This window comes from Micromonospora sp. NPDC051006 (assembly GCF_044456245.1).
Taxonomy (GTDB): Bacteria; Actinomycetota; Actinomycetes; order Mycobacteriales; family Micromonosporaceae; genus Micromonospora.
Map to the genome: position 1 here is coordinate 338,461 of NZ_JBITFP010000001.1, position 12,915 is coordinate 351,375.

Sequence of the window (12,915 nt, forward strand, 5' to 3'; positions counted from 1 at the left end):
GGTCTTGCGCGGAGCGCGCCCGGTGTGAAAATTTCCTTCTAGCGGCAGATAGGCAGCGGCGAATCTTGCCGAGGCGGGCCGCCACCCGACCGGAGCCCCAACGAAGGGACACCGCATGAAGGCATCTCGGCTCGCGGCCGCCGGACTGGCCGCAACTCTGCTCGGCGCGCTCGCCGCCGCCCCGTCAGCCACCGCCGCACCCGACCCGGCGGCCGCCACCACCACCTGCACCACCGACCCGGCCACCCCGAAGCGGCAGTTCCGCGCGCTGTGGATCGCGTCGGTGACCAACATCGACTGGCCCAGCAAGGCCTCGCAGACCGCCCCCGACCAGGTCGCCCAGCAGAAGGCCGAGTATCTGGGCTGGCTCGACCTCGCCGAGCGCCTCAACCACAACGCGGTCGTCGTGCAGGTCCGCCCGACCGCCGACGCGTTCTGGCCCTCGGCCCACGAGCCCTGGTCGGAGTACCTGACCGGGGTCCGTGGCAAGGACCCGGGCTGGGACCCGCTGGCCTTCCTGGTCGAGGAGTCGCACAAGCGCAACCTCGAGTTCCACGCCTGGTTCAACCCGTACCGGGTCTCCATGCCGGCACCCGGCGGCGCCGGCGCCGACCTCGCCCAGCTCGCCCCCGGCCACCCCGCCCGGCAGCACCCCGAGTGGACCTTCGCCTACCCGCCGGCCGGCGTGGCCGGCAGCCGGCTCTACTACAACCCCGGCGTTCCCAAGGTCCGCGAGTTCGTGCAGACCGCGATGATGGACGCGGTCAGCCGGTACGACATCGACGGCGTCCACTTCGACGACTACTTCTACCCGTACCCGAGCGGCACCCACCAGGTGCCGGACGACGCCACCTTCGCGGCGTACAACCGGGGGTTCACCAACAAGGCCGACTGGCGGCGGGACAACATCAACCTGCTGATCCAGGAGATGAACGCCAAGATCAAGGCGGTCAAGCCGTGGGTAAAGTTCGGGGTCAGCCCGTTCGGCATCTGGCGCAACGCCAGCGCCGACCCGCTGGGCTCGGACACCACCGGCAGCCAGTCGTACGACATCATCTCCGCCGACACCCGCACCTGGGTCAAGCAGGAGTGGGTCGACTACATCGTCCCGCAGCTCTACTGGTACATCGGGCAGTACCCGGCGGCCGACTACGCGCGGCTGGTGCCATGGTGGGCGGAGACCGTCCGGGGCACCCGGGTGCAGCTCTACATCGGGCAGGCCGACTACAAGAGCGGCGACCCGGCGTACGGCAGCTTCTGGATGAACCCGCGCGAACTCTCCGACCACCTCACCCTGAACCGGTCGTACCCGGAGGTCCAGGGCAACGTGCACTTCTCGGCCGTCCAGGTGCGGGCCAACCGGCTCGGCGCCACGGACATCTACGCCGCCGAGCACTACTCCCGCCCCGCGCTGGTGCCGACCATGTCGCACCTGCCGGCGAAGCCGCTGCTCTTCCCGGTGGTCACCCAGGCCACCCGACAGGCCGACGGGGTGCGGCTGAGTTGGCGACAGCCTGCCGACGGGGTGGGACCGTTCGGTGACGCCACCGGATACGCGATCTACCGGTTCGACGGCACGACGCTCGGCGGCGCCTGCGGCACCGCGGACGCCGCGCACCTGGTGGACACCGTCCGGGCCACGTCCGGTGCGGTGCAGTCCTGGGTGGACACCACCGCGGTGCCGGGCAAGCGCTACACCTACCGGCTGACCGCGCTCGACCGGCTCGCCAACGAGAGCCCGCTCAGCCCGCCGCGATTCGTCGGCTGAGCACCGACGGATGCCCCTGGGGCGACGGCCAAGCGCCGCCCCGGGGGCATTCGTCTGTTTGGGCGCATGTCACCAATAGTTGGCCCGGACCACAGATCCGTGCCCATCTATTGATCGAGACTGATCGGCACCGGTGATACCCACCGGTAACCCCCGTCCCACCCGCACACCCCCGCGGAGGTACACGTGCCCAGACGCCTCGCCACCCTCCTCGCCTCGGGCGCACTCGCGCTGCTCGTCGCCCTCGGACTCGCCTCCCCCGCCGCCGCCGTCACCCCGGCCCAGAAGCTCTCGGTCCTGTCCAGCTTCACCCAGACCAGCGCCAGCAGCTACAGCTCCTGGAACTCCGCCCGGCTCAACAAGGCCGCCTGGTCCGAGTACGCCTTCGACTGGTCGACCGACTACTGCTCGTCGAGCCCGGACAACCCGCTCGGGTTCACCTTCAACATGTCCTGCTACCGGCACGACTTCGGTTACCGCAATTACAAGGCGATGGGCCAGTTCTCGGCCAACAAGTCCCGCCTGGACAGCGCCTTCTACGAGGACCTCAAGCGGGTCTGCGCCACGTACAGCACCATCGTCCGGCCGGCCTGCTACAGCCTGGCCTGGACCTACTACCAGGCCGTCAGCATCTTCGGCTCGGTCGCCGCGGTCGACCCGGCCGACATCGAGCGCGCCGCCAAGATGAAGGCCGACGCCGAGCGTCGCGCCGGCCTGCGGGTCTGACCCGGGTGGGGGCCCGCGTCGCTGGAGAATCGGCGGCGCGGGCCCTCCGCCGCGGCCGTCCGGGCCGGCGCCGGGCCGACCACCCTCACGCTCCTGTTGCCGGGAGGGAAGCAGAGCCAAGGGGCACGACCGACGGCTCAGGCGCGTTCGGTCTGGCCGGCCGGGCGGCGCTCCGGCTCCGGCGCGGCCTGCCGGGGCGCCGGACGGGCCCGCGTGGTGCGGAACCGCGTCGAGTCGGCCGCCAGGTCCGGATGCTCCACGTCCAGCGCCAGCGCGGCGGCCTCCTCCAGACCCAGCTCGACGCCCTCACCGTAGGCGTCGTCGAAGGCGACGTCGCCCAGCGACCGGCGCAGCTCGGCCTGCCGGTCGGCCCAGTAGCCGTCGTAGATGCCCGGGGTGGACCGCAGGTTGGCTCGGGTCTCCTGCGCGGCGCCGAAGAGCCGGGCGGCGGTGAGCGGGTCGCCCCCGGCCGCGCAGCGCACCGCGATCGCGTTCAACGTGTCGCAGGCCCGGCCGTGGAAGCCGTGGCTCATCCGCGACCGGAGCGCCACCAGCAGGTGCTCGTGCGCCGCGACCAGGTCGCCGCGGCCCAGGGCGACCATGCCGAGCAGCATGTCGACCGAGCGCCGGCCCCGCTCGACCGGACGGGCCGCCTCGACCGGCCGGGCCGCCCCGAGCAGCTCCGCCGCCTCGTCGAGCGCGCCGCGCCGCCACAGCAGCTCGGCGAGGCTGTGCACGGCGAGCAGCGCGTCGCCGAGCACGTCCTGACTCTGCGCCCAGTCGATGACCTCCCGGCAGACCCGCTCGGCCTCGGCGAACTGTCCCAAGTCGACCAGCGGCGCGGCCCGCCCGGCCAGCACCCGGGCCAGCAGGCCCGAGTCGCCGGCCTGTCGGGCCGCCGCCTCGGCCCGCTGCGAGTAGCGCAGCTCCTCGGCGAACTCACCGTCCGCGCCGGCGTGCAACGAGTGCATGTGGTACGCCGCGGCCAGCTCGGCCTCCGGGATCCGCTCGCCGGTCTCGGCGATCCGCCCGTAGAGCCGGAACAGCCAGAGCCGCCCCTCCCGGGCCAGCCCGCGCTCGCGCCACCACTGGTCGAGGCCACCGGCGAGCCGCAGACCCGCGGCGGCGCTGCCACCGGTGGCGCACCAGCGCAGCGCGGCCCGCAGCTCCCCGGCGAGGGGGTCGAGGGCGTAGAGCGAGAGGGTGACCGGCCGGCCGTCCGGGCCCAGGTGCGCCCGCTCCAGCGCGTGCGCGGACCAGGCCACATGCCGGTTCCGGGCGGTCTGCTCCTCGCCCGCCTCGGCGAGTCGACGCGCCGCGTACGCCCGGATCGGGTCGAGCATCCGGTAGGTGCTCCCCGCGGCGTGCGGCTCCGCCAGCACCATCGACTTGTCCACCAGCACCGACAGCGGGTCGAGCGGGTCGTCGCCGAGCAGCCACTCGACCGTCGCCAGGTCCACCGGCCCGGCGAAGACGGACAGCCAGCGCAGCAGCCGGGCGGCCCGCGGCCCGAGGGTCCGGTACGACCAGGTGACGGTGGCCTGCATGGTGAGGTGCCGCTCGGTGGCGGAGCGCTGCACGGCCCGGCTGGCCGGCGTCGGCGGAGCGGCACCCGCCGCCGCGGCCACCAGGTCCACGGTGTCCTGCTGGTTGCCCATCCAGCCCCGGTCCACCGGCGGCGGTTCCGGATCCTCCCGGCCGGCGTCCAGGGTGCCGAGCATGTCGTCGAGGCGCTCGGCGAGCTGACCCACCGAGAGCACCCGCAGCCGGGCGGCGGCCAGCTCGATGGCGAGCGGCAACCCGTCGAGGCGCTGCACCACCCGGCGCAGGTCGGCCGACTCGGCCGGGTCCGGCTGCCGCCCGCCACGGGCCGCCGCCGTCCGATCCAGCAGCAGCGCCACCGCGTCGCTCTCCACCCCGTCGGCCGGGGGCTCGACCGAGAGGGGCGGGATCCGCCACACCACCTCGCCGGGCAGGCCGAAGGACTCCCGGCTGGTGGCCAGCACCCGCACCCCGCGCCCGCCGGCGAGGAGCCGGGAGATCACCTCGGCCGACGCGGCCGGCTGCGCGTCGCAGGTGTCCAGCAGGACCAGCATCTGGCGGCCCGCCGCGTACTCGACCAGGGTGTCCACCATCGGCCGGCCCGGCTCCGGACGCAGGCCGAGCACGGCGGCGATCTCGAACGCCACCAGCCCCGGGTCGGTGACCGCGGCGATGTCCACGAACCAGACCCCGTCCGGGTACGCCTCGACCTCGCCGCAGGCCAGCTCCACCGCGAGCCGGGTCTTACCGGCGCCACCCGCGCCGAGCACCGTGACCAGCCGGTGCTCCGCCACCAGCCGGTTCAGCTCGGCCCGCTCGGCCTGCCTGCCGACGAACGAGGTGACCTGGGTGGGCAGGTTGTGCGCCACGGCGTCGGCGGTACGCGGGCGCGGGAACTGCCGTTCCAGGCCCGGCGCGACCAGCTGGAAGAGACGTTCCCGGTCGTCGAATCCGCGCAGCCGGTGCAGCCCCAGGTCGAGCAGGGAGGCGCCGGCCGGGAGCGGCTCGGCCCGCCGGGCGGTGGACGCCGAACAGAGCACCTGACCACCGTGTGCGGCGGCGGCGATCCGGGCCGCCCGGTGCACCTCGGCGCTGGCGTACTCGCCGTCGCGCGGCTCGGCGTAACCGGTGTGCAGGCCCATCCGCACCCGGGGCGCGGAGTCCGGAGTGGGCCAGTCGTGGCTGGCCAGCGCCCGCTGCGCGGTCAGACAGGCGGTCACCGCCTCGGCGGCGTCGGCGAAGGCCAGGAAGAACGAGTCGCCCTCGGTCAGCAGCTCCGCGCCGCCCGTGCCGGCCAGCGTCCGGCGCAGCAGCCGGCGATGCTCCCGCAACACCGGGCGGTACTCCGGACCGAGTAGTTGGGCCAGCCGGGTCGAGCCCTCGATGTCGGTGAACACGAAGGTCACCCACCCGGTCGGGAGCTGGATTCGTGCCGCCATGCGTCGAACCTCCGCCCGTGACGTCGGGTTCATGCTGCCTGAAGCGGAGCGATCACACATCGTGAGAACGGCCGGCCAGGCTCGGACTCAAAGTGCCACTCGGCCTCGCCTGGGGCAAGGCCGGCCCGCCGCTCGGCGGGTTGCGCGACGAACCTGACGGGTTGTCCGTCGATCTCGCGGGCCGTCCGTCGATCCTGGCGGGTTGTCCGTCGACCTTGGTGGGTCCGCGGGGAATGACCGGACTGACCGGGTGCGGCGCCGGCCGCGGTGGACCCGACGCCGGGGTGCGGAGGGTCAGCAGCCGCAGCCGCCACCGCAGCAGCCGCCACCGGTGGGAGCCGGGGCGCCGGTGGCCGCGCCGGTTCCGCCCCGGCCGGTGACCGCGACGGTGGAGAGGAGCTTGACCGTGTCGCCGTGGCCCTGCGGGCAGGCAGCCGGCTCACCGGCCTGCGCCATCGGGCGGTTGACCTCGAAGGTGTCGCCGCAGGCGCGGCAGCGGAACTCGTACCGGGGCATGGCATCAGGGTACGTCCGGGCCTGACGTTCGGCGGGGCATGGGTGATACTCGACGGGTGGCGGACGGCGAGGACAGATCGACCTTTCGGCCCCTACGACCGGCGGCGCCGCTCGACGGGCCGCTCGCCGAGTCCGGCGCGGCGCCGGAACCGGGGCCGCGGCAGGTGCCCCGGCCCCGCCGACCCTGGCTGCGCGCCAACTCCGCGACCGAGCCGGAGAGCGCGTCCAGCGACGCTTCGGCCGGTGCCGCGACGACCGGCTCGGCGACAGCCGGCGCCGCCGAGGGCACGGGCGGCGCGACCGACCAGCCGACGGCGGAGAGCGCGGCAAGCTCGACCGAGCCCGGCGCCGGGGAGCCAGCGACCGAGGCGGCTCCGACGACCGGGCCGACGGCCGAAGCGGACCCGGCGGCCGAGGCGGCAACCGAAGCCGGCGCGGCCACCGGTGAGTCGAAGACCGAGGCCGGCGCGGCCACCACCGATCCGAGGGCCGAGGCCAGCGCGAGCGCCGGCGACCCGAAGACCACCTCGGGCAGTTCGAAGACCGCGCCCGACGCGGCGACCACCGACCCGAAGACGGAAGCCGGGGCGGGCAGCACCGACGCCAAGACCGACGCCGGCACGACCGCCGCACCGAAGGCCGACGCCGACCCGGCCGGCACGAGCCCGAAGGCCGCCCCGGACGGGGCGACGGCAGAGCCGGCCACCGGGAAGGCCACCGTGGACGGTCCCGCCGGGCGTACCCGCCGGCACCGGGTGCCGTTCGCGCACGCCGTACGGCTGGGCCCGCGCCGGGCGGCGGTGAGCGCGGCCCGGGCGACCCGGGCCTGGTCCCGGCGGCCCAGCGGACGACTCACCCTGCCCGGGCTGTTCCTGCTGGTACTGGTCGCGGCGACCGCGGCGGCCGGCGCTCTGCTGGTCCCCGCGGCGGTCCGAGCTCCTCGTCCGGTCGCGGTCGACGGCACCACCGGGCCGACCGTTCCGCCGGCCGGGGTGGCACCGACCGCGGTGCCGTCCGGCCTGCCGGGCGGGGTGCTGCCCACGACGCCCCTGCCCACCGGCGTGGTGCCGCCCACCGGGCCGGTGATCGGGGTGGGTGGCCGGCCGGCCGACGCGCTGGCCGCCTGGGCCCAGCAGGTCGGCCCGAAGGTCGGCATCTCACCGGTCGCCATGCAGGCGTACGGCTATGCCGAGCTGGTGCTCGCCCAGACCAACCGCAGCTGCGCGCTGAGCTGGACCACGCTGGCCGCCATCGGGTTCGTCGAGTCCTCGCACGGCCAGGCCAACGGCGCCCAGCTGGGTCAGGACGGGCGGGCCACGCCGGAGATCATCGGGCTTCCCCTGGACGGGCGCGACGGCCGGATGCGGATCGTCGACACCGACCGTGGGCAGCTCGACCGCGACACCACCTTCGACCGGGCGATCGGGCCGATGCAGTTCATCCCCACCACCTGGCAGGAGATCGGCGCGGATGCCGACAACGACGGCCGCAAGGACCCGCACGACCTGGACGACGCAGCGCTGGCCGCCGGCAACTACCTCTGCAAGAACGGCCGCAACCTGAGCATCCCCGGCGACTGGTGGAACGCGATCCTGTCGTACAACGATGTGCGCCGTTACGCCCAGGACGTCTACAACACCGCCAACCGGTACGGACAGACGAGCCGTACGTGAAGTGATCGTCCGCATACATTTGGAGAGCTGGACACTTCCCCCGGGCTGCGGTTAGCGGCAAGCTAGACAGGTGATGGTGCGCGAGTGGGACCCCAGGACCGCGTCGTCCGCCGAGATCTCGTCGCTGCTGGAGACGCTCAACGCGGTTCTCGCGGCCGATCTGCCACAGGATCCGCCGTGGCAGGAGAGTTCCCTGCGGGAATACCTCACCGAGGTGATGCCGGGCGAGCGCCGGATCTCCTGGGTCGGGCAGGAGGAGCCGGCCGCCAACGGGGCACCGGGTGCCATCCTCGGCCAGGTGCACGTGCTGCTCCTCGGCGACATCGGCGTGCTGGAGGTGCTGGTGCACCCCTCCGCCCGACGCACCGGCCTCGGCCGTGACCTGGTCCGAGTCGCCGCCCGCCGGGTCTACCAGGAGGGCTTCTCCTCGATCGGCGTCGAGGTCGTCGGCGACACCCCGGCGGTCGCGTTCTACGAGTCGCTCGGCTTCACCCGGGAATACGTCGAGACCCGCAGCGTGCTCGACCTCGCCGCGGTCGACTTCACCGAGCTCGCCGAGATGTCCACCGGCGTCGGCGCGGGCTACCACGTGGAGTTCCACCCGGGCGGGCCACCGGACGAGTTGATCGAGGCCTACGCCCGGGCCAAGTCCGAGGTGCGCGACGTCGACGACGGCGAGCTGCGGCCCAGCTCCTACGACCCGCAGCGACTGCGGGACAGCCTGGACTGCCTGCACCGGCGGGGCATGAAGCCCTACATCGTGCTCGCCCAGCACGAGCAGTCCGGTGAGGTGGCCGGCCTGACCGAGGTGGTGGTGCCGGCGCAGCACCCGACCCGGGCCGACCAGTACGACACGATCGTCGTGCAGGATCACCGGGGCTACGGCATCGACCGGGCGATCAAGGCGCGGATGCTGCTGGAGCTGCGCTCGGCCGAGCCCCAGCTGGCCGAGGTGCAGACCTGGAACGCCCAGGCCAACGAGGCGATGTTGAAGGTCAACGCCGAGCTGGGCTACCGGCCCGACCGCGACTGGTGCGAATACAGCGTGGACGTGGCCGAGCTGGTGCACCGCCTCGATCCGCCACGCTGACCAGCTGTTCACGAAACGGTCCCGCGGGGGATGGACGCTGGCCACTGTGTGCCCTTAACGTGCGTTAGTTCACCGTCCACCCATCGTGGAGGCTTCATGCGCCCGCGCCGCACTCTCGCCGCGCTCGCGACCGCCGCCGCCGTCACCACCACGGCCATCGGCGTCGCACCAACCGCGGCCAGCGCCGCGCCCACCGACCTGTTCATTTCCGAGTACGTCGAAGGCTCGTCGAACAACAAGGCGATCGAGCTGTTCAACGGCACCGGAAGCGCTATCGACCTGGCCGCCGGGGGCTACCAGCTCCAGCTCTACTTCAACGGCTCCACCACGGCCACCAACCTCGCGCTGACCGGCACGGTGGCCGCCGGCGACGTGTTCGTCTTCGCCGCCACCTCGGCCGGGCCGGCGATCCTCGCCCAGGCCGACCAGACCACCGGCGCCAGTCTCTTCAACGGCGACGACGCGATCGTGCTGCGCCGCGGCGGGACCGTGCTGGACTCGCTCGGCCAGGTCGGCGTCGACCCGGGCACCGAGTGGGGCAGCGGCGTCACCAGCACCGCGGACAACACCCTGCGCCGGCTCGGCACGGTGACCACCGGCGACACCGACCCGTCCGACGCGTTCGACCCGGCCGGTCAGTGGGCCGGCTTCGCGACCGACACCTTCGACGGTCTCGGCGCGCACACCGTCGACGGCGGCGGCCCGGTCGACGCGCCGGCCACGCTCAACTGCGGAGCCGCCCTGGTCACCCCGGCCGGCACCGCGGCGAGCCGGGAGGTCACCGCGACCGACCCGGACGACACGATCGTCGACCTGGCGGTCAGCGCGGTCAGCCCGACGCCGAGCACCGGCTCGATCAGCCGCACCGCCCTCACCCCGGCCGACGGGGTGGGCGGCACCGCCCGGGCCACGGTGAGCACCAGCGCCGACCTGGCCGCCGGGGCGTACACCGTCACGCTGACCAGCACCGACGCCGGCGGCGGCACCGCGACCTGCACCCTGTCGGTGCAGGTGACCCGGGAGCTGACGGTCGGCGAGGTGCAGGGCCCGACCACCGACGGCGAGTCCGGCCCGGCCGACCGTTCGCCGCTCGCGCCGGCCAGCGGCAACGGCACCAGCAGCAACCTCTACGACGTCCGCGGCGTGATCACCCAGCTCACCCTGGCCCGGACCTCGGCCGGGGCGGAGCAGCGCGGCTTCTTCCTGCAGAGCCGCCGGGACGCCACCGACGGTGACCCGACCAGCTCGGACGGCATCTTCGTCTTCATGGGTGCCTTCACCTCGTTGATCGGCGGCTATGTGCCGACGGTCGGCGACGAGGTGGTGCTCCGGGCCCGGGTGTCGGAGTACTTCACCATGACGCAGCTCTCCGGCGCCTCGCTGGTCCGCAAGCTGGACTCGGGCCTGGATGTCGACACCGCCGTCGAGGTGACCGACGCGGTGCCGCCGACCGAACTCGCCGACGCCGCCCGCTTCTGGGAGCGGCACGAGGGAGCCCGGCTGCGGGTCCGGGCCGGGAGCGGCGCGGTGAGCGGGCGGGACGTCTTCGCCTCCACCGCCGACGCGGAGATCTGGGTGGTCGACCGGGACGATCCGCTGCTGGACCGCGCCGACCCGTACGCCCGCCGGGTCTTCCGGGACTCGCACCCGCTGGACAACGACCCGACCCGGCGCTTTGACGACGGCAACGGGCAGCGGATCATGCTGGGCAGCATGGGCGTGAAGGGCACCAGCGGGGACAGCACCACGCTCCTCCCGCCGGCGCACACCTTCGACACGCTCGGGCAGGACGCCGTCGGCGGCCTGTACTACTCGTTCGAGAAGTACGGCGTGCAGGTCGAGCGGGCCGAGTTCGCGGCCGGCGCGGACCCGTCGAAGAACAACCCGCCGAAGCCGGCCGACCGGTCCGAGGAGGTCGCCGTCGCGACCTACAACGTGGAGAACCTCTACGACTACCGCGACGACCCCTTCGACGGCTGCGACTTCACCGGCAACTCCGGCTGCCCCGGGGTCAGCCCGCCGTTCGACTACGTGCCGGCCAGCGAGTCCGACTACCGGGAGCAGCTCACCTCACTCGCCGACCAGATCGTCAACGATTTGCACGCCCCGGATCTGATCCTGGTGCAGGAGGCCGAGGACCAGGACATCTGCACGGTCACCGGCGCGGCCCTGAGCTGCGGCAGCACCGACAACGCCGACGGCGCGCCGGACACCATCCAGGAGTTGGCGCTCGCCGTGGCGGCGGCCGGCGGCCCGGCGTACGCCGCCGCGTACGACCGCACCGGTGCGGACGCCCGCGGCATCACGGCGGCGTTCCTGTACCGCACCGACCGGGTGCGGCTCGCCGAGGCGACCGCCGGTGACCCGGTGCTCGGCTCGGCGCCGACCGTGCAGTACCGGGCGGCCGGGTTGCCGGCGAACGCGGACGTGCAGAACCCGAAGGCGCTCAACGCCCTGCTCCCGTCCGACGTGGACACGTCGACCGGGCGCGACGGTGACAACGTTTTCACCCGGGCTCCGCAGGTCGGCAGGTTCAGCGTGGCCGCCGCGCCTGGCTCGGCCGAGCGCTACACCCTCTGGGCGGTCAGCAACCACTACTCGTCCGGCCCGGACAGCCGGGTGGGGCAGCGCCGGGAGCAGGCCGCGTACGGGGCCGCGATCGTGACCGCGATCGAGGCCGCCGACCCGAACGCGCGGGTGGTCTACGGCGGGGACCTGAACGTCTTCCCCCGCCCCGACGACCCGATCGCCACCGCCGCCCAGCCCACCCCGTCCGACCAGTTGGCTCCGCTCTACGCGGCCGGGCTGCACAACCTCTGGGACGACCTGGTCGCCGAGGTGCCGGCGTCGGCCTACTCGTACAGCTTCGAGGGGCACGCGCAGACGCTCGACCACCTCTTCGTCAACGACGCGATGCACCGGGACCTGGTGCAGGTGCGGGCGGCGCACATCAACGCCGACTGGCCGGCCGAACACGCCGGTGACGGTTCCCGCGGGTCCAGCGACCACGACCCGCAGGTGGCCCGGTTCAGCTCCCGCGCGGCGCTGAGCGTCGCCGACGTCACGGTGGCCGAGGGTGACAAGGGCACCCGGCAGCTCACCTTCACCGCCACGGTCTCCCGACCGCTGTCGCAGCCGGTGCTGCTCTGCGCCGCCACCTACGGCACCACGGCGCAGGCCGGCTCGGACTACGACCCGTACGTGGGCTGCAAGGTGCTGCCCGCCGGCCGGACGTCGGTGGCGTTCCCGGTGACCGTCAACGGTGACCGCCGACGCGAGGCCGACGAGAAGCTGACCCTGCTGGTCGCCGGCGTGCCCGGCCTCCAGCTGGCCGACCCGCTCGCGGTGGGCACCATCAGCAACGACGACTGACCCCGAACCGGTCGCCGACGGCCCCGTCACCCCGCCACCGCGGGTTGGCGGGGCCGTCAGTCATAGCCGCGCGGATCGGGCGGCGGCGGAACGTTGCGGTACTTGGCCACCCGTACCTCCCACTGGCTGCGGCGGCGCCGCACCTCGCGGTCGTACTGGCAGCGGTGGAAGGTCTCCGGCGGGCGGGCCAGTCCGTAGATGCCGGCCCACCACTCGCCCGGCTCGGGGTCGAGGATCGTGTTCAGATGGGACGGGTAGCGCCGGCCTACTCCGTCGCGGATCCCCTCCCAGTCGGCCATCGGTTGGATGACCCGGCCGTCCTGGTCGACCACGGCGAGATAGAGCCCGGCGGCACCCAGCAGCCGTTCCAGGACGGCGAGGCTCGGCGTCATCGTCCCGGCCTCGACCTTGCCCACGGTCGACGGCGCGACCTTGGCGAACCGGGCCATCTGCCGCTGACCGAGCCCGGTGATCCGCCGGGCCCGGCGGACCAGGCCGGAGATGGGGAACGGGCCGACGGTCGGCCCGGTGGGCACAGGGTCGAGTGCGGAAGCCATGGCCCGACCCTCCCGGGCTGGCGACCACCCGGGCAACCCCTGTGGACAGACCTGTGGCCAGAACCGGCGGGGACGATCGCCGGCGGTGGACGCCGCCGACGCGGGAGGTACCCAAGCGGGTCCTTTGCTCTGCTTCAGCCGAGGCAACAGATCATCGGTGCTGAGTGTTGCCGGGGGTGAAGCAGAGCAAAGGACGCGACGCAGGCCCGTCCGCCGGGGCGCGGAAGCCCGA

The 12,915-nt window shown here is 73.6% G+C and carries 7 protein-coding genes and 1 pseudogene; 5 read left to right on the forward strand and 3 right to left on the reverse strand.

Features of this window, described 5'->3' with window-relative positions:
• Positions 1–115 precede the first annotated feature (115 nt).
• Together ACIBBA_RS01595 and ACIBBA_RS01600 are read left to right on the forward strand one after the other, a co-directional pair.
• On the forward strand, positions 116–1,768 hold the full coding sequence (locus ACIBBA_RS01595) for a family 10 glycosylhydrolase (RefSeq protein ID WP_396692728.1): 1,653 nt from the start codon (positions 116–118) through the stop codon (positions 1,766–1,768).
• 186 nt (positions 1,769–1,954) lie between these two features.
• Positions 1,955–2,494 carry a phospholipase gene (locus ACIBBA_RS01600; RefSeq protein WP_350875655.1) on the forward strand — a complete coding sequence of 180 codons (540 nt, stop codon included), beginning with the start codon at positions 1,955–1,957 and terminating at the stop codon, positions 2,492–2,494.
• 137 nt (positions 2,495–2,631) lie between these two features.
• On the opposite strand, the gene ACIBBA_RS01605 is transcribed toward ACIBBA_RS01600, so the two are convergent.
• Positions 2,632–5,475, reverse strand: coding sequence for an ATP-binding protein (locus ACIBBA_RS01605; protein WP_396692730.1), 2,844 nt, complete (start codon positions 5,473–5,475; stop codon positions 2,632–2,634).
• 294 nt (positions 5,476–5,769) lie between these two features.
• Positions 5,770–5,991, reverse strand: coding sequence for a zinc ribbon domain-containing protein (locus ACIBBA_RS01610; RefSeq protein ID WP_396692732.1), 222 nt, complete (start codon positions 5,989–5,991; stop codon positions 5,770–5,772).
• 444 nt (positions 5,992–6,435) lie between these two features.
• Here ACIBBA_RS01610 and ACIBBA_RS01615 point away from each other — a divergent pair.
• From ACIBBA_RS01615 to ACIBBA_RS01625, 3 genes and pseudogenes are all read left to right on the forward strand, one after another.
• Positions 6,436–7,664 (forward strand): annotated as a pseudogene (locus ACIBBA_RS01615) (lytic transglycosylase domain-containing protein).
• A 73-nt stretch (positions 7,665–7,737) separates the two neighbouring features.
• Positions 7,738–8,754, forward strand: a complete 1,017-nt coding sequence (locus ACIBBA_RS01620) for a GNAT family N-acetyltransferase (protein ID WP_350875829.1) — start codon at positions 7,738–7,740, stop codon at positions 8,752–8,754.
• A gap of 96 nt (positions 8,755–8,850) precedes the next feature.
• Positions 8,851–12,126 carry a lamin tail domain-containing protein gene (locus tag ACIBBA_RS01625; RefSeq protein WP_396692734.1) on the forward strand — a complete coding sequence of 1,092 codons (3,276 nt, stop codon included), beginning with the start codon at positions 8,851–8,853 and terminating at the stop codon, positions 12,124–12,126.
• A 56-nt stretch (positions 12,127–12,182) separates the two neighbouring features.
• Here the strand turns inward: ACIBBA_RS01625 and ACIBBA_RS01630 are convergent, their stop codons facing one another.
• Positions 12,183–12,683 (reverse strand): multiprotein-bridging factor 1 family protein, encoded by a 501-nt coding sequence (locus ACIBBA_RS01630; RefSeq protein ID WP_396692736.1) that lies wholly within the window; start codon positions 12,681–12,683, stop codon positions 12,183–12,185.
• Positions 12,684–12,915 lie beyond the last annotated feature (232 nt).